The organism is Rhodococcus sp. UNC363MFTsu5.1, from assembly GCF_000686785.1.
Taxonomy (GTDB): domain Bacteria; phylum Actinomycetota; class Actinomycetes; order Mycobacteriales; family Mycobacteriaceae; genus Rhodococcus_G; species Rhodococcus_G maanshanensis.
Map to the genome: position 1 here is coordinate 14,214 of NZ_JMLO01000015.1, position 22,508 is coordinate 36,721.

The following is a 22,508-nucleotide window of genomic DNA, read 5'->3' on the forward strand; positions in this document are numbered from 1 at the left end:
AGCATTTCGACCCGGGGAGTCGATTTGGGGGAATCGCTATGTCGTTGAAGGTTGATCCCGAGATGCTGCGCAAGTTCGGGGATGCCGTGTCCGGAGTGTCCGATTCGATCGCCGGTCTCGATGTGAGCTCGCCGTTCGTGGATTCACAGCAGGCGCTCCCAGGTACCCAGTTCTCGGATGTCTGCGTGGACGGATTCGAAACGACAGCCGCGGCGCTTCGAAATGTGTGCTCACGGCTTGTGGCGATCTCGGAGATCGCACACGGCACCGCCAACAATTATGACGTCACCGAGACCGACTTCACCGCAAAGTTGCACGTGATGGACGTTCCCTCATGAGCCCGACCGTCGAGCAGGTCAAGTCCTGGAACGTCCGTGCGCTTCGGGCTACGGCCAACGGCATCGAATCGGTCGTAGCGAAGGTCGATGCTCAGGTGGACTGCCTGACCTCAGAACAGGACGCCCTCGCCGAGACGTGGCACGGCACCGCGGCCACCGTCGCGGCCGAGCGGGTTGTGCAGGAACAACGTCTCGGGCGGGGCGTGTCCAGAGCCCTCGCCGCGGTCGCGGAGGAGTACCGGGTGGGCGCCGGAATCGTGGAGTCGGCGCGCGACCACCTGGTCGTGGTGGTTGCGGGCGCTCACAGCCGCGGATACCGGGTCGCCGACAACGGGGAGGTCGACCCGAGTGGACTGTTGGCGATGCTCGTGCTGGCCCCCGCGGGCATGGCCGATATCGCGGCTCTTCGGATCAAGAAGGAGGCAGCGGAACTGACCATCGCGGTGGTCGGGGCGCTGCGGCAGGCGGAATCCGCCGCGTCCGAAGTATCGAGCCGGATTCAGCGCGCGACGGGGGTACTTCAGCGGGCCGGTGAGGCTGCGGTGCCCGGCAAGGTCGTGGAGGAGAAGAAGGACGTTTTCACCTGGAAGCCCGATGTGCCGGCCACTGTGGCCGCGTCGTCCATCGGACTGGTGGCGGACGCGACGAAGGAGGGTTTGGTCAGCGCGGCGGCATCGTCCGGCGATGATCTGGCGCGGGGCATCGGACGAGGGTTTGGCCCGTTCGGCGCCGTGATCGGAACTGTGCCTGCCATCGTCAATGACATCGACGGCGGGATGGATCCGACAAAGGCAATCGTGACCGAGAGCGGCGGGGCGGTTGCAGGACTCCTGGCTGCGGCCGGAGCGGGGGCGGCGATGGGATCGGTATTTCCGGGTGTGGGGACTGCAGGCGGTCTGGTGGTCGGTGCGGTTATCGGTGGGTTTGCGAGTTGGGGTGGATCAAAAGGGCTTCAGCTCATGTGGGATTGACGGAACGCCCCATGATGGCTTCGCGCACGGCGACTGAAATCGAGGTATGACTTGAGCACGATGTCGGACAGTGATCCCATCCCGACCCTGGGTCTGGTCGGGTCATCAAGGTGGCCACAGAAGCTGCACCTTGGTTGGCTGACGTGCACCGCGGCCATGCTGGCCTTCGGTGTACTCGGCGGGGTGGTCACGGCTCAATCGGTCGGCGAGGGCGATGTCGCCGCTGCCGCGGGGTTCGCCTGTTTAGTACTGGTGTTCATCGGGCTGTCCATTCTCGGTCTCGGGTTGGGGGGCTTTCGCTCAATCGGGCTATCGCGCAGGATTGTTCAGAGCCACGATCAGACGTACGGACGAGGTATCGAGGTGCCAACGGGTCGGTACGGTGCGCTGCTTCTGGCTGCGGTACTGGCATCTGGCGCTGCCTACGGGTTGACCGCGGCCGCGGTCCACTTCGCGGGTATCGCGGAGGCGTTGTTGCCGGAAGGGCGGGACACCGGCGGAGGTGCTGCGCTCATGGCATTGGCGGGTTCGGTAGCCCTGGTGGCGGCAGTGTTGTGCATCGTCTGCCGGCCCAGGACCGTTCTCGGGATCTATCCCAGTGGTGTGCATCGACGTGCTCGTCAGTGGCGGAGGCAGGTGTTCCGACGGTCCGACCTGTTCCTGGCTTGGGACGACGTCGCTTCAATCCTGCCCGACGAAATGGTTGTTCACACGGGCTGGGCAGACGTGATGCACCCAATGATCAAGCTAGCAACGCACGAGGCGCTGCCCGCGGAGGACCGGCTGCAGTTCGACGAGGAGGCGACAGCGACCGTGATGGCGAAGCTGTTCGTCGCCGAACCCAATACCCTTCTGGCCCTGTTGCAGTTCTTGAAGGACAATCCCGACCGCCGCTACGTACTCGAGCGCCCCGACGCGCGCGAACTGCTGCGCCCACCGCCATTGCGCGAGCGGTTCCGTGCGGCGCGGTTGGCCAAGTCGTCGGGATCGGGGATGGGGCGGCCGGGTGGTGTCTGACGGGCAGGCCCCGACTGAGCAGACGGTCGCGGAGTACCTCACCGACCACGGCATCGAATGTGTTCCCACGGATGACGATGGGGCCGCGGTTTCGGTTCCTATCCTGCCGGGGTGGTCCGAAATGCCAGCCGGGGAGTACCCCGAGGCGGCCCAGGTGCTGGTTTGTCGGGGCTCCACGACGGACGGGTTCACTCCGAACGCCGTGCTGGCACATGGGAAGCTCACGGGCGCAGTCGAGGCGAGGGAGCTACTCGCCCGTGCATTCACTGATTCGCGGCGATTGCCGGGTTGGCAGGACTTCGAGGTTTCCGCCACCGACTTCCATGGCCGTCCGTCGGCGTTCATCCGCGGGGTCTACGCGGTCGAGGTATGGAATCTGGCTGCCACGACCCGCTATATCGTCACAGATGGCGTGCAGGGTCAGTACCTCACCCAGCTGACCGTCACAACCCTCACGAGTCAGGACGGCGACCTCGACACCGATGTCGCCGTCCTCAACCTCGGGCTCGAGATCACACAAGGCTAGAACAGCCGCGCAATGCCGCCGGGATGTCCTGGCACCCCGGATTCTGCTGGACGAACTTCTCGCCTCATCCGCGCCGTGGTCCGTACAGTCCGAGTAACCGGACAACGTTGCCGTGCGAATCTTGGGGACATGACATAGGCGACTTCATCGATGTTGTTCGGGGCTGGATCGGGAGATGAGGAGGGCTGTGATGAGTTCCGCGACGGTGCCATTCGAACTGTGGCGCAAGGGCGACTGGGATCGCCGCGAGGTAGCTGGCGAGTCGCACCACGAGGCCGCGATCAGGCGACTTTACGCGGGCCGGATCCCGGAAAACGGATCAGAGTTGGATCTTGTCGCCTATCTGGTGCCCGAACCACACAACCCGCACGACTCCAACGCCGTGAGTGTGGAGGTGGGTGGCGCCATCGTCGGCTATCTGCCACGTGAGGACGCAGTCCGCTACAGTCCGGTGCTCCGCGCGCTGACAGACCAGGGTCTCCAGCCCTTCGCTCCCTGCCAGGTGTGGGCAAGCGAATGGGAGGGCACAGAGTGGGACGACCGAGGAAGGGCCGTGCCCCGCACCGTCTTCCGCGCCAGGGTGACCGTAGGTATCGGCGAGCCGCATCTGTGCGTCCCGGCTAATCTGCCGCCGCAGCAGGGGCACGTCATGCTGCCCTACGGGTCTGCCGTTCAGATCGGCGGCGAGGACAAGCATATGGATGCGATCGCTCCATTCCTGCGGTCGGAGGGGGAATGCTGGGCCTACGCCACCCTTCACGCGGTCACCGAACAGCTGGCCCGGACCAGCCGCGAGGTGGTGGAGGTACGCCTCGATGGCAGGCTCGTGGGTCAGATGACTCCGAAGATGAGTGAAAGCTATCTGCCTGTGATCGCGCACCTCGCCGAGACCGGCAGGCTGACTGCGGCCAGGGCACTCGTGAAGGGGAACAGGCTCAAGGCTGAAGTCGTGATCCATGCACTTCGCGCACACGAACTGCCCGCCCACTGGCCGGAACCGTCGACGAGTGCCCCAGCGGCGCCGCCCCACACCACCGGGGAGTCCATCGTTCCGGCCCAGCAGTTCGTTGACGTCGCCGTGCTAGCGCCCAGCGTGACGGTGCACGCTCCGATCCCGCCCAAGCCGATACATATCCGGTTCAACCCGGCGCCGGGATGGCCGGAATCACCGGATGGATGGGAGCCCTTTCCTGGATGGTCGCCCGACTCGAGTTGGCCGGCCGCACCGGAGGGGTGGAGCTTCTGGGTTGCCGAATGACATAGGGCCAGTTCAGCCGGCGAGTAGATCCTTGTAGTCCGGATTCTGCTCGACAAACCTCTCCACATAGGAGCACGACGTCGCGATCGAGATGCCGTCCGCCCGCGTCGCGTCCAGCGCGGCCGCGACCAGCTTGCCCGCCAGCCCCTGCCCGCGGAATGCAGGATCGGTGACCGTGTGGTCGAAGTCCCGGACGCCGCCGATCACGGTGTAATCGGCGTACCCGGCGAGGGCGTCGTCGACGTGGATCTCGAAGCGGTTCTCGGTCGGCTTGTGCTCGATGCGGTGCGCCACGGTGACGGTCCCTTTCGTCGGAGGATGCCTCGCACGTTACCCATGCGGGGTACTAGCAGGGTCAACTATCCGGTCCCGAGCACTATTCCGGCCGCCCCCAGCGTCGGCCGCAGCTCGTTCAACGAGGCCGTCTCGTGCAGCCAGGTCGGGGCCGCGATCGGGCTCCGCAGCACCCGCTGAACCGCCTGCGCCGCGACCTCCGCCGTCGCCCGCGACTGCCCGCGGCCGGTGGCCCACCACGACCTGCCGTCGCTGCCGCGGGCGGAGATCACCCAGCCGTCGCCGCCGGGCATGCCGCCCGCCGGGATCAGGGCCGCGATCCGCGGCGTCCAGGTCAGCGCCGCCAGCCCCACGGTCGCGAGGCGGGAGTCCAGGCGCAGGTAGCTGCGCACCGGGACGCCGAGGTCCGCGGTCAGCCGGTGCTGGTCGGCGAAGTCCGTGCGCAGCGCGGGGAACCGCGGGTAGCCCGCCTCGGCCGGGAGCTCGAAACGCGTGGGACGGGTGTAGTTGCGCACCCTGGAGCCGTCCGGGTCGTCGAAGCGCTTGCCCAGCAGGCCGTAGGTCCAGGCGGTCGCCGCCGGCCCGTGCGCCTCGCCGGCGCCGAGCCCGATCACCACGTCCACCGGCCCGCCCGCGCGCGCCGCCTCGGCGGCGAGCAGGCTGCTCAGGCCGGGCGCGATGCCCACGCCCAGCAGCACCGGGCCCTGCACCCGCTCCAGTTCCCGCGCGTACCCGGAGGTCGCGGTGATGTCGACGAACGGGATCCCGCCCCCGGCGACCGCCGCCGCGACCGCGGGCTCCTCGGACCCGGAGCAGTTCACCACCGCGGACACTCCGTCGATCCCCGACGCCAGCGAGCGGGGATCCGCGAGGTCGACCACCCGGTCCGCCCGCGCGGGGTCGCGGCCCGCAGCCAGGGCGTCGATCCCGTCCGCGCGCAGCCGCGCGACCAGGTGCGCGCCGACCGCGCCGTATCCGCCGAGAACCAGTACCGAGGTCATGCCGTCTCCCAGATCGCTAGAGTGAAGCTCTAGTGCGTCACTCTAGATCTACACTTCAGTTCGTGGCAACACCGATCGAGGACGACAAGACACCGGCGCGGCGGAAGATCCTGACCGCCGCGCGCACCCTGTTCACCACCGCCGGCTACGCGTCGACCACCATCAAGGCGATCGCGACCGAGGCGGGCGTCGCGGTGCAGACCGTGTACTTCGTGTTCGGCAACAAGCGCAGCGTGCTGGCCGCGCTGCTCGACGTCTCGATCGCCGGCGACGACGAACCGATCGCCACGCTGGACCGGCCCTGGGTCGCCGAGGCGGTCGCCGAGCCGGACCCCCTGACGCAGCTGCGCATCCAGGTGCACGCGGCCCGGCTGATCCTGGACCGGGTGGCCCCGGTGCTGCTGGCGGTGCGCGCCGCCGCGGGGGCGGACGCCGAGGTGGCGCAGCTGTGGCAGACCACCTGTGAGCACCACGAGACCGTGCTGCGACACCTGATGACCGCGCTCGCCGGCAAGGTCGACGGCCTCGACGTGGACCGCTGCGTGGACGTCGGGCTGGCGCTGCAGAGCCCCGAGACCCACGCGCTGCTCATCGACGAACGGGGCTGGAGCGCAACGGACTACGACGACTGGGTGGTCGAGGCGCTGGCGGCGGCCGCGGGCCTCGGGAACCGGCCTTAGCCGAGCAGCTCCCGGATGTCCTCGGCGGACAGCGCCGCGCTGAACGCCCCGCCCTCGTCCACCACGCTGGCGAACAGCTCCGACTTGCGGGCCTGCAGCGCCATCACCTTCTCCTCGATGGTGTCCTTGGCGATCAGCCGGTACACCATCACGTTCCTGGTCTGCCCGATCCGGTGGGTGCGGTCCACGGCCTGCGCCTCGGAGGCCGGGTTCCACCACGGGTCGAGCAGGAAGCAGTAGTCCGCCTCGGTCAGGTTCAGTCCGAACCCGCCCGCCTTCAGGCTGATCAGGAACACCGGCGCGTCGCCGGACTTGAACTCGCCCAACACCTTCGCGCGGTCCCGGGTGCGGCCGTCGAGGTAGGTGTAGCTAATGCCCTCGGCGTCCAGCCTCTGGCGCACCCGGTCCAGGAAGCCGGTGAACTGGCTGAACACCAGCGCCCGGTGCCCGCCGTCGATCACGTCGGCCAGCTGCTCGAGCAGGGCGTCGATCTTCGCCGACGCGACCGACGCGTGGGTGTCGTCGATCAGCGAGGCGTCCAGGCTCAGCCGGCGCAGCAGGGTCAGCGACTGCAGGATGGTGAACCGGTTGGCGTCGACCTCGCCGACCAGGCCGAGGATTTTCTGCCGCTCCCGCTGCAGGTGGGTGTCGTAGAGCTTGCGGTGCCGCGGCGAGAGCTCCACCTCCAGCACCTGCTCCTGCTTGGCGGGCAGGTCGGAGGCGACCTGTTCCTTGGTGCGGCGCAGGATCAGTGGCCGGATCCGCCGGCGCAGCCGGCCGAGCAGCTCGCTGTCGCCGCCGGATTCGATCGGCTTGCGGTAGTACTCGCCGAACTTCGTCGGGTTCGGGAACAGGCCGGGCGCGCTGATCGAGAGCAGCGACCACAGCTCCATCAGGTTGTTCTCCATGGGCGTGCCGGTGATCGCGATCTTGGTCGGCGCCTCGATCCGGCGCATGCACTGGTACGCCTTGGAGCGATGGTTCTTGACGAACTGCGCCTCGTCGAGCAGCAGCATCGACCAGCGGTGCGCCGCGTACTCGTCGTCGTCGAGCCGGGCGAGGGTGTACGAGGTGACCACCACGTCCGCCCCCTCGATCGACTGCGCCAGCGCCGCACCGCGTTTGGTGCCGGTCTCCGAGACCGCGACCACCCGCAGGTGTGGGGCGAACCGGGCCGCCTCCGACGCCCAGTTCGCGACCACGGACGTCGGCGCCACGATCAGCACCGGCGGATCGGACGGGTTCGCCTCCCGGGACTGGCAGATCAGCGCCAGCGACTGCACCGTCTTGCCGAGGCCCATGTCGTCGGCGAGGATGCCGCCGAGCCCGTTGCTCCACAGGAAGCTCAGCCAGCGGAAGCCGTCGAGCTGGTAGGGCCGCAGCGTCGCCCGCAGCGACGCCGGCGGCTCCAGCGTGGACGTGGTGGTCGCGTCCAGTAGGCCCTGCACCTGCTCGCGCCACCGGGCGGCCTGCCGCTCGACCACTCCGAGCGCCGCGAACTCCTCCCACAGCGACGCCTGGAACCGGCTCAGCCGCAACCCGTTCGGGTCCTGCTCGTGCAGGCCGCGGGCCTCGGCGATCAGGTCCCGCAGTCGCTGCAGCTCCGGCCGGTCCAGCGAGAGGTAGGCGCCGTCGGGCAGCAGCAGGTGCGACTGGCCGGTGTTCAGGGCGGAGAACAGGTCGCGGAACGGCACCGGGGCGTCCTCGACGCGGACGGTGATCGACAGGTCGAACCAGTCGCCGTCGTCGGTGGCGTCGGTGCCGACCCCGATGCTCAGGCTGTCGCCCGCGTCCCGGTACTGGGCGGCCTCGCCCTCGACCACGACCTCCAGGTCGTCGCGGGTGAGCAGCAGGGGGATCAGTTCGGTGCTGAGCCGGGCGGTGTCGAGGCCCTCCAGGCTCACCCGCGGCAGCAGCGCGCCCGCGGGGGAGAGCAGCCGGTACTTGGCGAGCGGCAGGTCGAGCCCGTCGAGCAGCGCCCGTTCACGGTCGACGTCGCGGAAGTTCTCGTCGTCGCCCGGCCGCAGCTCCACCGCGCGCTCGGCGCCGCCGATCGCGTACCGGTACTGCCAGTGCAGCTGCGCCCGGTGCCCGGGCAGGTAGGCGACGCGGAGCAGCAGGGTCGGGCCCTCGATGGTGGGTGGGGTGAACGAGCCGTCGGTGGAGCGGACGCTCGCGGCCCGGCTCAGCCGCGGGTAGTAGGCGGCGGCGAAGCGGTCCGCGTCGCTCGCGGGCACGGTGATCGAGGCCTCGGCCGCCACCAGTTCCTGCATCGCGCGCGGCGCCGTCCCGGACAGCCGGGCGATCCGGAACGGCCACTCCGCGGGCGAGGGGCCGCGCGGGTCGCCGGGGCGCAGGTAGATCACCCCGTGTGCGTCCTCGCCGAGGAAACCCAGCGCGGCCACCGGCAGGTCGGAGTCGTCGGTGCGCACGGTCGGGGTCACCACCAGGTCGCCGCCGGTCTCGTCGATGTCCACGCACAGCTCGGCGGTGCCGGGTCGCGGCAGCGCGCCCAGCTCCTTGCGGTTGTAGAGCAGCTCGACGCCCGCCGCCGCCAGCTCGTCGAGCAGCGGCCACAGCCGCGGGCTGTCGATGGTGGTCAGGTCGAGGTCCTTCTCGGCGGATCCGTAGCCGCTGCGCCTGCCGCGCCCGCCCATCTGGTGCACCGTGTGCAGCTCGGTCAGCAGGTCCCGGTGCCGGGCGTCCACCTCGTGCATGGTCGGCAGGTTCGCCCAGGCCATGTTCGCGTTGACCCAGCCGGCCTTGCCGGGCCGGGCGAGCCGCGCGTGCAGCCGCCAGAACTGCGAGCGGGGGCCGGGGGTGAGCGTCAGCTGCACCGCCAGCGGGACGGTCCCGCCGGGGCGGGTGTCGCCGCCGCCGAGGGCGGCCCCGAGCACGTCCTCCCAGGACGGCGGCGCCGCGACGGCCTGGGTGTCCGGCTGGTCGAGGAGGGCGACGGTCAGCGCGACCGAGTGCTTGCAGTTCAGCCGGACCGGGCAGCTGCACTCGCCGCGCGCGAACTCGAGCCGCTCGGCGCGCAGGCTGAACACGGCCGACGTCCGGTACAGCTCGGTCCCGTCGACCAGCCCGACCGCCCGCCGCTCCGCGGCGAGCCAGTCCAGCTCCAGCACCGAGCCGCCGCGGGCGTAGCGGACGCCGCGGTCGTAGGTGGTCTGCCCGACCGCCCGCACCAGGGTGGTGATGGCGTGGTCGCGGTCGAGGGGCGAGAGCATGGCTAGACGGTAGTCGGTGGGGGCGACGGTGCAGGTCGCGCGCCCGCCCGAACTCCTGTTCGTCGTCCTCGTGTCGGTGTGCCGTCGGGGAGTACCGTCAGTCAACGAGGCGAAACGCGTGCGTCGATGGGGGCGGATCGTGGCTGAACGCATCGGGCTGGTCGTGGCGGGAGCGGGCGCACGAGGTGCGTTCGAGGCAGGCGCGATGGCGACGCTGGCGAAACGGATGGCCGCGGACAACACCCCGCCCTCGATCCTGATCGGCACCAGCGCGGGCGCCCTCAATGTGATCGGGCTCGGCGGCCTCTATGACCTCGGACTGGTGAGGGCGGCGGACGAACTCGTCCGTCGGTGGGGTTTGTTCAGGCTCGACGATGTCTTCGGGCCGGTGAACAGCATCGTCGGGAGTGGGCTGCGCTACCTGGCGCAGCTCGCCGGAATCCCGGTACGTCTGCCCAGTCTGCTGGACACCGAGCCACTGCGGGACACGCTGAAGCGAGCGCTGCCGTGGGACAGGCTGCACGGGACATCGCCGCAGGAACGATCGGCGCCGTCGCGGTGACCGCCACGTCCGTGGCGACGCGGGGGACGGTCGTGTTCGTGGAGAGGAACTCGTCCGTGGACCTCCCGCTCTACGACGCGAGCCGCAACATCACGTACGTGGACACGATGCTCACCGTCGACCATGTGCTCGCGTCCGCCGCCGTTCCGGCGCTCTTCCGCCCGGTGCACGTCCGAGACTCGCACGGCTGGTCCGGTTGGTACGTCGACGGTGGGTTGCTGCTGAACACGCCCGTCAAGCCCGCGATCGATTTCGGTGCAGACCTGCTGGGCGTCGTCGCGACGCACCCCCGGACCTGGCCGACCGGGTTCCCATCAAAGCAGCCATTTCACACCGGAAAGCCCGACGTGTTCGGGGCCGCGGCGCTCTCGATGCGCGCGATGCTGGCCGACCGCATGATCGAGGATCTACGCGCGATCGAACGCCGCAACAAGATTGCGCGCGACTATCCGGAAATTGCTCGCCAGATCGATTTCATTTTCGCCGGCCCCTCCCTGGACCGGGCCGGTGAGATCGCCGCGCTCGCGGACAGGGTCTTCCGCGAACTATTCGCCTGCCTGCGCGGCACGCAGAACCCGGCGTTGTGGGCCCTGGCCCGGCTGATCGGGGGCGAGGCGGCAGACCGAGGCGACCTGCTCAGCTTCCTCTTCTTCGACCCTGCCTTCGCTCGAGAGGCGGCGAAGCTCGGGCGTGGCGTCGAGTTGGTCGAATCCGGGTAGACCGCTGCATGCACGGTTCGTCCCGTGTCAACCCCTGACGTCTGCATCGAGGGGTAGAGATTTGCACCTTGGGGTGGGTAGTCGAGCCGATGGATTGGGACGACCCTGGGACCCAAAGGAACTTAGCAATGGCAAAGATTCTGGGCAGGCCCAGCGCTTTCGAGGATAACCCCGGCAACAAGGTGTGGCTATCGCCCAGGGACGGGCCCGAGAGTCTCGGGAGGACCAGCACATGGGCATGAGCGGTCGAGCACACGGCAACACACAGCGGCGGGTCGTCGACTATCTCGTCGACTCCGTGACCGCGCTAGGAGTTCGGCACATATTCGGGGTGGACGGCGCGAATATCGAGGACCTCTACGACGCCATCTTCGATGCCGACGCGGACGTGACCGGAGTGGTGGCGAAACACGAGTTCTCCGCGGTCACGATGGCCGACGGGTACGCACGCTCGACGAGCGGGCTCGGTGTCGTCGCCGCAACCTCTGGCGGCGGCGCGATGAACCTGGTCGCCGGCCTGGCCGAATCCTTCACCTCACGGGTGCCGGTGCTGGCCGTCGTCGGTCAGCCACCGACGGCGTCGGAGGGCAATGGCGCATTCCAGGATTCCAGCGGCCGGGCCGGGTCGATCGACGCGGTGCGGTTGTTCTCCGAAATCTCCCGCTACTGCGCGCGGGTCGAGCGGCCGGAGGACATCGTCGAGCACCTGCAGCGGGCGGTATCCGCCGCCAGGCGTGGGGGGCCGGTGGTGCTGTTGTTACCCAAGGATATTCAGCAAGCCACCGTGACCGTGCCCCGGTTCACCCCACCCGCCCGCCGGGTAGTTCACGATCGCATCGGGCTGGCCCGCGTCACCGGGATGATCGCCGCGGCCAGGAGGACCGGAAAGGTCGTGCTCGTCGTCGGCGATCAGGTAGCGCGCAACGACGCCCGCGCGCAGCTGCGCGCACTGGCCGTCGCATTGGACGCGGCGGTCGGGGTGGCACCGGATGCGAAGGATTGCTACACCCCCGACGAACACGGATTCTGCGGTGTCGCGGGCACGATGGGCCACGCCGAACTCGTCGACGCCGTACGGCAATCGGCATTGTGCCTGCTGGTGGGGACTCGGATGCCGATGACCGCGCGGGCCGGCCTCGAGGGGGCGTTGGCCGCGGTGCCTGTGGCCAGCATCGGCGCCGAACCACCCTATCTGCCCACGACACACGCGGGCAGCATGAGCCTCGGTTCGACGCTGGCCGACCTCGCGGCCGTGTTCCGCCCCGACCACGAACCGAAACCAGTAGCCCCGCAAGCCCTGACGACGCTGGAGGTACCAGACTCCTCGGGGCCGGGACTTCGCTACCGAGACGCAGTGGATGCGATCGCCGCGATGCTGCCGTCCGGGTCGGACGTGTTCGCCGACGCCGGAAATACGGGCGCGTCCGTCGTGCATCATCTTTCGGTGCCCCGCGGCGGGCGATTCGTGGTCGCCCTCGGGATGGGCGGCATGGGCTATAGCTTCGGCGCCGGGATCGGCTCGGCGTTCACCCGGAACAGAAGGACATTCGTGATCGCCGGCGACGGCGCGTTCTTCATGCACGGCCTGGAGATCCACACCGCGATCGAGCACAACCTGCCGGTGACGTTCATCATTTTCAACAACAATGCGCACGCCATGTGCGTGACCCGCGAGCAACTGTTCTACCGCGATCGATACAGCTTCAACCGATTCCGGCCGACCCTGCTCGGCGAGGGTATCGCGGCGATGTTCCCGACACTGTCGGCATTCGCCGCGCGAAGCGTCGGCGACCTGACCGACTCGCTGGCCCGCAGCGTCCACACCGAGGGTCCGTCGTTCGTTTCGGTGGATTGCGATCCCGACGAGATACCACCCTTCCTGCCCTTCCTGACCAGCCCCTGATCAAAGGAGAACTCGTGACCATCAATGTTCCCGCCCCGACAGGCCTTCCCGCGCTCAGCGACATCACCGAGGGCGGAATCCCGGGTGTCCTGCGGATCGAGAATTCCGACAGGGATGCCACCACACCGATCATCATGGACATGCTGCGGTCGGTGTACCCGCACGAGCAGGTGTTCGGCCGGTTCTGCCCGGTCAACGCCTACATCGCGGCGCCGCCACGACAGGTGTACGAGTACCTCGCGGACACCCGGTGCCTGGAGGAGTGGACCTACAGCCTCCGCGGGTTCACCGAGACCGACGAGCCCGGGCTGTGGGTCTCCCAGGACAGACTCGGCGACCAGACGAAATGCTTCGTGCGCACCGTCGCCGATTCCGACGCGATGACGGTGGACTACCACTGCGCGTGGGACCAGGGCCAACACCTGTGGATGATCTATCTGATGCGGGTGGTCGACGCGGAGGTGGTGCTCAACGCGCCCGGATCGGTGGTGCTGTGGAACAACTGCCGCCACCCGTTCTACGACGAGAACCCCTACCCGGACACGGCGCCGGCGGACCGCCCGGTGTGGGTCGGCGACTTCTGGGACATGTTCTCCGCCGGGCATCAGTTGGAGATGGACAACCTCAAGGCCATCTGCGAGTACCGCGCCGCCCACGGACTACCGATCAAGCCGGAGTGGATGGAGTGAGCATGACTGTGCGCGCACCGATGACAGCGCCCCTGCCTGCGGTCAGCCTGGTCGACGTCGCCAGCTACCTGCCGGAAAACCGTGTTCCCACAGAGTATTTCACCCAGTTTGCCCGCTCGGACCGGATGGCGAAGAATGTCATGTTCCGCTCGCCGAGGTATCGGCACCACGTGGCCCGTGACGAGACGGCGGTCGACATGGTGGAGCGCGCGGTGGCGCCCCTGATCGACAGGCACGGCGCGGACGCGATGTCCGGCGTGGATGTGCTGCTGACCCACACCCAGCTGCCCGACAATCCCGTCCTGGGGAGCGGCCCGGAGGTGGCCCGCCGGTTGGGGCTGCGACCGGACTGGGTGATCGACGTGCACAACAGCGGCTGCGCGTCGTTCGTGCAGATGATGGCGCTGGCCCGGACCATCCTGCTCAGCACCGATGCCACCACGGCGTTGATCGCCGCGACCCAGAACTGTGCGGGACAGGTCTTCACCCAGACCGCGATCCGCGGGCTGGCGCACGCCCCGGTCCCCGGCGACGGCTGCGGGGTCGGCCTGCTGACCAAATCCGACGACGCGCCGATCCTGGGCATCGAATGCCACACCCATCCGGAGTTCGGTGGCGACATGACCTTCGAGGCGGTTCCGGTCTCCGACCGCAAATACTGGGAGCCGGGGCGCGGGCAGGTCTGCGTGGGGTTCACCGAGTCCAAGATCACCAAGGTGTTCGCCCGCGGCAACCGACTGGTGCCGGAGGTCGCGCTGGCGGTCTGCGACCGGATCGGAGTGCAGTCCACCGAGGTCGACACCCTCGTCACCAACCAACCCAACCGGCTGTTCCTGCGGAACTGGCGCGAGGCCATGCAGCTGACCCCCGAGCAGCATCCGGACACCTTCGACGAATGCGGAAACCTGTTCGGCGCCGGCATTCCGGTGACACTGGACACCGCCAACCGCGACGGGCGCATCGGCAACGGGTCACTGGTTCTGATGGCCGCCTTCGCCCACGCAGGCGACTTCGCCGGCGCCGCGGCCGTCCGATGGGGAGCGGGGCCGACGCCATGACCGGCGACCTGGCGAATATGCCGACGCCGTCGGTGGCGGTCGGCCGGGCCCGCCCGGCGCGCCATTTCGAGCTCGGGCTGAGCGAAAACCCGTTCCCGCCGTTGCCATCGGTGCTGGCAGCGCTCCACGAACAGATGGCCAAGGCGAATCGGTACCCGGAGTTCCTACCGCAACGACTGCCGCAGATCATCGCGCAGCGGATCGGCGTGCAGCCGACCCAGGTCGTCGTCGGATCGGGCGCAACCGGAGTGGCGATGCAGATCATGCAGACCGCGATCCGCGCCGGCGAATCCATGGTGTTCGCGACACCCACGTTCGATGGCTACCCGATCATGGCCGACATGATCGGCGTGCGCACGGTGACCGTGCCGCTCGACGGCTGTGGTCGCCAAGACCTACCTGCGATGAGCGAGGCGGTCGACGGTCGCACCGAACTGGTGGTGCTGTGCCGACCGCACAACCCCACCGGCACCCTGGTCTCCGCGGCCGACCTGGAGATGTTCCTGTCCTCGATTCCCCAGCGGGTGGTGGTGATCCTCGACGAGGCCTACGTCGAGTTCGTCGTCGCCGACGCGGTCGACGTGCACGAGGTCATCCGCCGTTACCCCAATGTGTTGGTGCTGCGGACATTTTCGAAGGCGTTCGGGCTGGCCGGGTTGCGCATCGGCTACGCATTCGGAGCCGACGACCTGGTGGCGCGCGTGCGACGCCGACAATTGCCGTTCGGAATGAGCTGCGCGGCGGTGGCGGCGGTGACCGCATCCTATGCGGCCGAGGACGAATTGCGGGCCCGGGTCGCCCGGATCATCGCCGAACGCGAACGGTTGCGGAACCGGCTGCAGCAGCACGGACTTCGGGTGCCGTCCAGTCACGCCAACTTCCTCTACCTGAGCGGGCCGCGTACCGCGGACGCGCTGCAGCGCGCGGGCATAGTGGCCAAGTCCTACCCCGACGGCAGCGCCCGCATCACGGTCGGCGACCCCGCCGCCGGTCGCGCGGTGCTGCGGGCACTGCGGACGATGTGAGCCCGAGCGCGTCGATGATGCTTCCGCGCGCTGCACGCCTGGACCCTCGCTGAGTCAGCTCAGCGCGACCGGGTGGTAGTACAGCGCGGTGTCGGTCTCCTCGACCCGGACGTCGACCATGTCGCCGACGTCGAGGTAGTCGCTGACGTTGATCCGGGCGCTCGACCCCACGAGCCTGCGCACCGAGCGTGCCGGGATCAGGCCCTGCCGGCCGTCGAGGGTGACGGCGAGGGCGTAGCGCGGGCCGGTCCGGGTGACCCGGGCGTACACCGTCGGCTCCTCCGAGCTGTCCGGTGCCGTGCCGTCCGCATCGGCGTCGAGCTGCGCGGTCTGCCGGTCGAGCTCGGCCGCGAGCAGGTCGGCCATGGAGTCCACGTTGTCCAGCAGTTGTGCCATCTGCCGCGCCACGTCCTGGTGAAACTCGTTGGGCTTGAGCGCCTTACCCGGCTTGTACATGTCCTCGTGGGTCAGCTCGCCCCACGCGTCCTGCAGCAGCGTCTTCACCTGCACCTCGACCTTGACGCCCAGGTCGCCTTCGTGGGTGGCGACCTTGATCATCAGGACCGCGTGATACGCCCGGTAGCCGCTGTCCTTGGGATTGGTCACGTAGTCCCGCGGCGGGACGGCCAGGCGCACCGAGCAGGCGGGCGAGGTGCACGCCTCGAGCAGCTTCTCGGTGAACGCGGAGAGATCGCGCGGCGTCTTGCACAGCACCTTGATCCCGACCAGGTCGTGGATGGCGTCGGCGATGTCGTCGGTGGTGGTGGGCCGGTCCATCTGCCCCTCGGCGACCCGGCGCCGGACCTTGTCCGCGGTGCGCTCGCGATCCTTGATCCGGGCGGTCTTGGCGTTGAGCCGGTCGCGGTCCAGGTCCTCGAGCACGTCGTCGGCGAGGGTGTCGAGGAACGTCTGGGCAGTGACCAGCGCCGCCGCCCACGCGCGTTCGCGCTCTCTGTAGAGCTGATTGACCAGCGCCGCGACGTTGTCCGACTTCTTCTTGGTGCGCATGATCCGATCCGGGTTCAGGGTTTACGGGTGGGCGCGGGAGCCCGTCAGCTCGGCTCGTCGAACAGGGTCTGCTCGCCGGGGTCGGTGAACAGCTCCATCTGCCGAAGCGGCTTCGGGGCCGGCGCCGGGGGAGGAGTGGTGAGCTCCCCGTGGTCGACCTCCATCGGCACGGGGTCGGGCTCCGGGAATCCCTCCAGCCGCCCGCCGAACCGTGCCGCGAACTCATCGTCGACGGTCTGCGCGAACGAGAACAGCTGCTCGAGCATGTCGATGAGATGCTGCGGGACATACGGATTCGCGAGCACCGCCGCCCACGCCTCCACCCGGTCCGTCGCCAGGGTGAACTTCAGGTGCGGCCAGCGCCGGTTCAGGTCGGCGATCAGTTCGCTGGCCCGGGTCCGGTCGCTGACCTCGCGCACCAGCGGCACCCGCACCTGCACCTCACCGCCGTCGAGGTGCGGGCCGACGAACCCGATGACCCGGCCCAGGGCAAGCATGAAGTCGTTGTGGTCGTCGTCGCCCGGCGGCTCGTCGAAGAGGCGGGCCAGCGTCAGCCCGACCAGCTCGTAGAGGTGCTCGTCGTCGCGCGGCACCACCGCGGCGCCCAGGTCCAGCGCGAACGACTCCTCGTCCGGCAGGTCTGGCTCGAACTCGAGCGACTCCAGGGTGCCGACCGCCTCGGTGCGCAGGAAGCTCGGGTGCGGCACGCTCCAGGTCTCCCGGAACACCGTGATGGCCATCGCGGCGAGCTGATCGGCCCAGTTCGCGGCCTTGTCGACGAAGAAGGCCGGCGACCCCGCGTCCGGCTCGTCCTCGGGTGCGCGGGTGGGGCGATGCCAGCCCAGCTCGACCAGCCGCGCCTCGTCCGCGGGGGACAGCCGGTGCCGGGGATCGAGGTAGGCGTTGGACGGGACCTCGCATCGCACCTGGTCACCGCCCCAGGCCAGGAACTGCACACACGGAACGAAGCCCTCCACAGAGGACTCCTCACCCAGCTCCAACGCGAGGAGGTCGTCGTCGACCATGGCTGCGACATGGTCGGCGAGGACAGCCTGGAAGTCGGCCCAGGCCTGCTCGATCCTGTCGTCGAAACTCTCGGTCATCGTTCCCCCTGTCGCATGTCGTGGAACCCCCGTCATCAGCAAACCTATCGCGAGGGTCCGACGAAGTCCGGGAGGCGAGCGCAGTCGCGAGATCTCGATCCGGTGGCGCGGTGGAACCGATGGGCCGGTTGCTGCGTCTATCTAGGGTGGACCGGTATCTATCGGCCGGGAGCGACTACCTCCGCTCACCTGGTACGCCGAGATCAGGGCGCCCGTCAGGTAGCGTCCGATCCCGGCCTTGGGTCCTGGGGGGACCGCGACGTTCGGACTGTGGAGGGGGACAATGGTGGGCTCGGTAGTCGTGCAGACTGCGGCATCGGCAGGTGACTGCGCGTGACGCTGTTCGTGGATTCCGTCGCACTTGACGGAATCACGGAGTCGCTCGACCGATCGAGTGCCGATCTCGACGCGGTCGGCTCGTTCGCGCCCGGCAGCAATCGATGCGGGGGACGCGACGGCGGCCCTGATGGGGATCATGGCCCGGTTGACCGAGAACGCCGGACAGCTTGTCGTGGCCCTAGCCGCGGCGAGTGAGGCCGTAGCCGAGGCAAACGCCCGTTATCGAGAACAGGACGTGGCGACCGCCGACGGGTTCAACACGGCATGGGTGGAGTAGCCAATGCCAATTGACACACGCGTTGACGGGAATCCCGAGAGTATTCGTGCGGCGGCGGCCTGGCTGCGGACCAGCCTCGGTCCGATGGTCGTCTCGGCTGCCGATCAGTTGTACCAAGCGCGAAACACCGCCGACGCCGGATGGGACGGCACTGCCGGTGACGGGTTCAGCGCCAGGGCAACTGTTTCCGCCGGCAAGGCCGATGATTTGGCGACCGCGGTAGCTCACCAGGCGCTGGCCTTTGATGAGGCCGCAGCCCAGCTTCAACGTGCACAGGACGACATGGGTGAGGTTCGTGCCGCCGCTGCAACTGCCGGATTGGCCGTCGTGGGCGATCAGATCCAGGAACCTGGCCCAATGCCCGTCAATCCGGGGTCGCCGCCGAACGGAGCCGACGCAACGGTGGAGGCGTTGAGCGCTTACACAGCTGCGGTCGGAGCAGTCGAGCGACACGAGGCCCTGATGCGGGCGTACGACTCGGCCCAGCATGGTGTCGACGCTGCGCGTGAGCTATGGGCGTTCGCGGTGAAAACGGTCAAGAACGTCTGGGCGGACCTGAGTAGCAAGTGGTTCTTCGTTGTGGGGGATCTTGTCAATGGTGCCGCCGGGGTTCTTGCGGCACGGCATGCCTCAGCGCTGTTGAAGAATTCGGAGTTCTTTGCCGGTGAGGCGTCCAAGTATCTCGAGCTCGCACGAACCGCACCCGCAGGAACCCCCGCCTCACAGATCTATCGCGACTTCGATACGTCACGGCTGATGAGCCACACAGCCGATGATGCGGCCGCTGCTGCAGCACGCTCCGAAGCCAGCGCGAGCAAGCTTGGGCTCAAGGCAGGCGGAGTCCTCGCCGCAGCAGGTATCGCATACGACATTTACAACGGCAAGCCAGCGGGCCAGGCGGTCGTATCCGGTGCAGCGGGGTTCGGGGCTTCTCTCCTTGCGGGTGCAGGGGCGGGTGCAGTGGTGGGGTCTGTCGTTCCCGGAGTCGGTACGGCGGTCGGCGCCGGCGTCGGGGTGGTTGCCGGATTGTTCACATCTGGAGCAGTGGATTCGTTGTATCAGAACGGCGTTGACGATCTTGATGACGCCGTGGAGTCGGGGGTCGACGCAGTTGCCGACGCCGGAGCCGCTGTCGGTGGGCTGGCGAAGGGGGCGTGGAATGCAGTCTTCTAGGGGCTTGGAGGTCCCACCCGAATGGCCCGCGGCCCGCTACACGGTGTCCGAGAAGCTTGCGATGGCGATGATGACCGGATTCGGATTGATCGCCGTTCTCGTCGGCCTGGCTGGCTGGGCCGGAGGGTTCCCCGCAGCTCTGCGGTACTCCTTCGGAATCGCATGTTTGTTCTTCCTCATTGTGGCGACTGGAGTAGCGGTTCGGGATTCGAACCATCGCGATGGTGATATTCGAACCATCGCGGTCGGGGGTATTCCGGCGACCGAGCTTCGGCAGTCGCGGCGGGTGTGGGTTCTGCTCGTCGCGTTGATGACATGCTTGACCGCACTGAGCCTCGGTGCCGCCATCGAGCTCTACCTCAATGTGCCGAGCTCGTTCGTTCCCGGAGCCGCGATGGTGTTCGGGTTGTTCGGCATCTTTCTCGCGACCTTTCTGGTTGTGGCTTCAGCCCGGCTTCTGCGCCCTGGATACATCCAATTGACGCGTGACGGGATTCGCCATCGCGGCTGGAGCTTCGAGTCCTATCTGCCATGGGAAGCGGTGGCCGGAGCGAAAGCCGCCTACAACGGGTATCGGATGGTTCTGGTCATCGGGTATGCGAACGCAGTATGGGAGCGCCGTTACAAGACCCCGATTTGGAGAATCGACCGACTACCACCAGTTCCCATGATCGAGGTGGACTGTCGCAAGTTCGCGATCGACGAGGCGCTGATGTTCCACCTCGTCACTCACTATGCAAACAATGCAGACGCGAGAGCGGAGCTGGGCACGGAGGCGGCGATCGGGCGCGCGCGGACTCGTGACTACCCGGAAGCGGTCTAGACGATGAGTGACACCTCGGGGAGCGTTCTCCGCGAGGTGGCCTGCGGAACCGGGGAGCCGGTGGGTGCGTCTAACTAGGGTGGACCGGTATCGATCGGCCGGGAGTGGGGAGTGTCGGGTGCGGGTACTAGTACGGGGTCTCGTTGCGTTGGGCGCGGCTTGTGCTGCGTTGATGCTGGTCGGGTGTGGTTCGGAGAGTGTCGCGGGGGAGGCCGAGGGGGTGGGGGCCGGGTCGGGGGAGCCGGTGTTCAGTCCCTGCGATGACATCCCGGATGAGGCGTTGCATGCGGTGGGAGTGGATCCAGCTAGCGAATCGCCGGACGTTGCGGGAGTCAAGCAGCCTGGGTGGAAGATCTGCAGTTGGAACGAGGGCCCTCAATTCCTAGGTGTATTCGCGACAACCCGTTCTATGGACGAGGTTCGCGGCAACAAGAACAACACAGATTTCACCCAGGTGAGTGTGGGTGATCGCAGCGGTATGACGTACCGGGAAGTGGCCGATACCGACCGAAGGAGCTGTGACGTCGCCGTGGAGTCTGGAAACGGGGTTGTCTTGATCCAGATGTCGAACCTCGGGACAGATCCGTTGGTCGAGGAGCCATGTGCGGCAGCAACTCGAGCTGCGAGCGCCCTCTTGCCGTATGTACCGGAATAGTCGATTTGCCTGAGACAGGAGTTGGTTGTGGCTGAAGAGTATGCCGGAGCTGGGTGGGCAGCGATGGGCGCTGCAGTCGGTGCGGGTCGACTCTCCCTGGAGCGGGGAGTAGCGCAGCGTTGCGCACAGCGGTGTGCTGAATTCGTGGACCAGCTCCGTCGAATTCAGTTCGATGCGAGCAAGCAGGCGAAGGTTGATGGTTTCGGAACACTTCAGTCCGGCATCGATCTTGCGGCCAAGTTTGGAAAGAAGGCGGCCGGCGGCGACTATTCGATGGTCCAGGCAATCGACGACCACGTCAATGTCGTCCTGGAGATGCAGCAGACCTTCGAGAAGATCGAGGCCATGTACGCGGCCTCGGAGGAACGCAACCGCGCCGGCATTGACAGCGCCGGCGCCCCGCTCTGACCTGCCGACCTACTTGAGCATCGCGCCCGGGTTCAGGATCCCGTCCGGGTCCAGCGCGGTCTTGATCCGTCGGTTCAGCTCCATCACGTCCTCCCCGAGTTGGAACGGCAGCCAGTCCCGCTTGAGCCGACCCACCCCGTGCTCGCCGGTGATGGTGCCGCCCAACGCGATCGCCAGGTCCATCACCAGGCCGAACGCGCGTTGTGCCCGGTCGGCCTCGTCGGGGTTGGTGGGGTCGAACACGATCAGCGGGTGAGTGTTGCCGTCGCCGGCGTGCGCGACCACGCAGATCAGCACGTCGCAGTCGCGCGCGATTTCCTCGACGCCGGTGATCAGGCGGGGCAGCGCGTCCATCGGCACGCCGACATCCTCGAGCAGCAGGCTGCCGAGTGCCTGTACGGCCGGGAACACCGACCGCCGGGCCACCGTGAACGCCTCGCCCTCGGCCGGGTCGTCGGTGGCGAAAACCTCGGTGGCACCGTGCTTTTCGCAGGCCGCGACCATCGCCGCGATCTCCTCCGCAGCGACCGCGCCCGGCGCATCGGACTGCGCGAGCAGCAGTGCCCGCGCGTTCCGGTCCAGGCCCATGTGCACCGAGTCCTCGACCGCGTTGATGCTGGCGTGGTCCATGAACTCGAGCATCGCCGGCCGCAGGTTCCTGGTGATCGCGAGGACCGCGTCGGCCGCGTCCTGCACCGAACCGAACGACGCCACCACGGTCGAGGCGGGCGGCTGGGCGGGGATCAGCCGCAGCGTCAGCTCGGTGATGATCCCGAGGGTGCCCTCGCTGCCGACGAACAGCTTGGTGAGCGAGAGCCCGGCGACGTCCTTGAGGCGTGGGCCGCCGAGTCGCACCGCGGTGCCGTCCGCGAGCACCACCTGCATGCCCAGGATGTAGTCGGTGGTGACGCCGTACTTCACGCAGCATAGGCCGCCCGCGTTGGTTGCGGCATTCCCGCCGATGGAACAGATCTCGAACGAGGACGGGTCCGGGGGATACCAGAGCCCGTGCTCGGCGGCGGCCTTCTTCACCTCGGCGTTGAACAGGCCCGGCTGCGCGACGGCGATCCGGGTGACCGGGTCGACGCTGATCTCGCGCATCCGCTCGGTGGTGAGCACGATGCCACCGCTGACCGCGGTCGAGCCGCCGGACAACCCGGACCCGGCGCCGCGAGGCACCACGGGAACCCTGTGCTCGGTTGCCCAGCGCATCACCGCCTGCACGTCCTCGGTGCAAGTCGCGCGGACCACGGCCATGGGGTGGCCCGCGTTCGGGTCCGCGGCCCAGTCCTGCCGGTAGCCCTCGGTCAGGTCCGGGTCGGTGAGGACGGCGCCGTCGGGGAGGGCGGCGACGAGTTCGACGAGATCGGCGGTCGACATGCCACCATCATGCTCCGACTCCCGCCGCCCCCATCGGATGTTTCCGACTGAGCGGGCAAAGCGCGCGC

The 22,508-nt window shown here is 68.1% G+C and carries 22 protein-coding genes; 16 read left to right on the forward strand and 6 right to left on the reverse strand.

Annotation, left to right across the window (positions count from 1 at the left end; translation table 11 throughout):
- Positions 1-38 precede the first annotated feature (38 nt).
- The 5 genes from BR31_RS0113975 to BR31_RS28615 all read left to right on the forward strand — a co-directional run bounded on the left by BR31_RS0113975 (position 39) and on the right by BR31_RS28615 (position 4,110).
- Positions 39-338: a hypothetical protein gene (locus BR31_RS0113975; RefSeq protein WP_037176644.1), complete on the forward strand. Its 300-nt coding sequence runs from the start codon at positions 39-41 to the stop codon at positions 336-338.
- A complete protein-coding gene (locus BR31_RS0113980) occupies positions 335-1,309 on the forward strand; it encodes a WXG100 family type VII secretion target (protein WP_027501515.1) in 975 nt (324 codons plus the stop codon). Before BR31_RS0113975 ends, BR31_RS0113980 begins: the two co-directional genes overlap by 4 nt.
- A 51-nt stretch (positions 1,310-1,360) precedes the next feature.
- A complete protein-coding gene (locus tag BR31_RS31895) occupies positions 1,361-2,326 on the forward strand; it encodes a hypothetical protein (protein ID WP_197023616.1) in 966 nt (321 codons plus the stop codon).
- Entirely contained in the window at positions 2,319-2,852 is a 534-nt protein-coding gene (locus tag BR31_RS0113990) for an LpqN/LpqT family lipoprotein (protein ID WP_027501517.1), read from the forward strand. The genes BR31_RS31895 and BR31_RS0113990 overlap by 8 nt, the downstream gene beginning before the upstream one ends.
- A gap of 190 nt (positions 2,853-3,042) precedes the next feature.
- Positions 3,043-4,110: an HIRAN domain-containing protein gene (locus tag BR31_RS28615; protein WP_197023617.1), complete on the forward strand. Its 1,068-nt coding sequence runs from the start codon at positions 3,043-3,045 to the stop codon at positions 4,108-4,110.
- Positions 4,111-4,122: 12 nt separating this feature from the next.
- Here BR31_RS28615 and BR31_RS0114000 read toward each other — a convergent pair whose 3' ends face one another.
- Entirely contained in the window at positions 4,123-4,404 is a 282-nt protein-coding gene (locus tag BR31_RS0114000; RefSeq protein WP_027501518.1) for a GNAT family N-acetyltransferase, read from the reverse strand.
- A gap of 65 nt (positions 4,405-4,469) precedes the next feature.
- A complete protein-coding gene (locus BR31_RS0114005) occupies positions 4,470-5,405 on the reverse strand; it encodes an SDR family oxidoreductase (RefSeq protein WP_027501519.1) in 936 nt (311 codons plus the stop codon).
- Between the two features lie 62 nt (positions 5,406-5,467).
- Here BR31_RS0114005 and BR31_RS0114010 point away from each other — a divergent pair, with 62 nt between their 5' ends.
- Positions 5,468-6,085, forward strand: coding sequence for a TetR/AcrR family transcriptional regulator (locus BR31_RS0114010; protein WP_027501520.1), 618 nt, complete (start codon positions 5,468-5,470; stop codon positions 6,083-6,085).
- Here the strand turns inward: BR31_RS0114010 and BR31_RS0114015 are convergent.
- Positions 6,082-9,318 (reverse strand): DEAD/DEAH box helicase, encoded by a 3,237-nt coding sequence (locus BR31_RS0114015; protein WP_027501521.1) that lies wholly within the window; start codon positions 9,316-9,318, stop codon positions 6,082-6,084. The genes BR31_RS0114010 and BR31_RS0114015 overlap by 4 nt on opposite strands.
- Before the next feature lie 139 nt (positions 9,319-9,457).
- Here BR31_RS0114015 and BR31_RS32540 point away from each other — a divergent pair, with 139 nt between their 5' ends.
- The 6 genes from BR31_RS32540 to BR31_RS0114040 all read left to right on the forward strand — a co-directional run bounded on the left by BR31_RS32540 (position 9,458) and on the right by BR31_RS0114040 (position 15,274).
- On the forward strand, positions 9,458-9,880 hold the full coding sequence (locus BR31_RS32540) for a patatin-like phospholipase family protein (protein ID WP_331281128.1): 423 nt from the start codon (positions 9,458-9,460) through the stop codon (positions 9,878-9,880).
- Positions 9,826-10,599 carry a patatin-like phospholipase family protein gene (locus BR31_RS28620; RefSeq protein WP_331281129.1) on the forward strand — a complete coding sequence of 258 codons (774 nt, stop codon included), beginning with the start codon at positions 9,826-9,828 and terminating at the stop codon, positions 10,597-10,599. Before BR31_RS32540 ends, BR31_RS28620 begins: the two co-directional genes overlap by 55 nt.
- 232 nt (positions 10,600-10,831) lie before the next feature.
- Positions 10,832-12,502: a thiamine pyrophosphate-binding protein gene (locus BR31_RS0114025; RefSeq protein ID WP_027501522.1), complete on the forward strand. Its 1,671-nt coding sequence runs from the start codon at positions 10,832-10,834 to the stop codon at positions 12,500-12,502.
- 20 nt (positions 12,503-12,522) lie between these two features.
- Positions 12,523-13,191, forward strand: a complete 669-nt coding sequence (locus BR31_RS0114030) for a hypothetical protein (protein ID WP_037176661.1) — start codon at positions 12,523-12,525, stop codon at positions 13,189-13,191.
- 2 nt (positions 13,192-13,193) lie between these two features.
- Positions 13,194-14,249 carry a 3-oxoacyl-ACP synthase III family protein gene (locus BR31_RS0114035; RefSeq protein ID WP_081830476.1) on the forward strand — a complete coding sequence of 352 codons (1,056 nt, stop codon included), beginning with the start codon at positions 13,194-13,196 and terminating at the stop codon, positions 14,247-14,249.
- A 17-nt stretch (positions 14,250-14,266) separates the two neighbouring features.
- A complete protein-coding gene (locus BR31_RS0114040; RefSeq protein WP_037176665.1) occupies positions 14,267-15,274 on the forward strand; it encodes a pyridoxal phosphate-dependent aminotransferase in 1,008 nt (335 codons plus the stop codon).
- Positions 15,275-15,328: 54 nt separating this feature from the next.
- Here BR31_RS0114040 and BR31_RS0114045 read toward each other — a convergent pair whose 3' ends face one another.
- Positions 15,329-16,282 carry a GTP pyrophosphokinase gene (locus BR31_RS0114045; protein WP_027501526.1) on the reverse strand — a complete coding sequence of 318 codons (954 nt, stop codon included), beginning with the start codon at positions 16,280-16,282 and terminating at the stop codon, positions 15,329-15,331.
- 44 nt (positions 16,283-16,326) lie between these two features.
- Positions 16,327-17,385, reverse strand: a complete 1,059-nt coding sequence (locus tag BR31_RS28625; protein ID WP_051637407.1) for a TY-Chap domain-containing protein — start codon at positions 17,383-17,385, stop codon at positions 16,327-16,329.
- 619 nt (positions 17,386-18,004) lie between these two features.
- On the opposite strand from BR31_RS28625, the gene BR31_RS0114060 reads away from it, so the two are divergent.
- The 4 genes from BR31_RS0114060 to BR31_RS28630 all read left to right on the forward strand — a co-directional run bounded on the left by BR31_RS0114060 (position 18,005) and on the right by BR31_RS28630 (position 21,060).
- Entirely contained in the window at positions 18,005-19,174 is a 1,170-nt protein-coding gene (locus BR31_RS0114060) for a hypothetical protein (RefSeq protein WP_156042484.1), read from the forward strand.
- Positions 19,175-19,235: 61 nt separating this feature from the next.
- Entirely contained in the window at positions 19,236-19,997 is a 762-nt protein-coding gene (locus BR31_RS0114065) for a hypothetical protein (RefSeq protein WP_231496488.1), read from the forward strand.
- Positions 19,998-20,169: 172 nt separating this feature from the next.
- Entirely contained in the window at positions 20,170-20,652 is a 483-nt protein-coding gene (locus tag BR31_RS31150) for a DUF3558 domain-containing protein (RefSeq protein ID WP_081830485.1), read from the forward strand.
- A gap of 144 nt (positions 20,653-20,796) precedes the next feature.
- Complete coding sequence (locus BR31_RS28630; RefSeq protein WP_231496489.1) at positions 20,797-21,060, forward strand: hypothetical protein; 264 nt, start codon at positions 20,797-20,799, stop codon at positions 21,058-21,060.
- Positions 21,061-21,069: 9 nt separating this feature from the next.
- Here BR31_RS28630 and BR31_RS0114075 read toward each other — a convergent pair whose 3' ends face one another.
- Positions 21,070-22,440, reverse strand: a complete 1,371-nt coding sequence (locus BR31_RS0114075; protein WP_027501529.1) for an FAD-binding oxidoreductase — start codon at positions 22,438-22,440, stop codon at positions 21,070-21,072.
- Between the last annotated feature and the right edge of the window lie 68 nt (positions 22,441-22,508).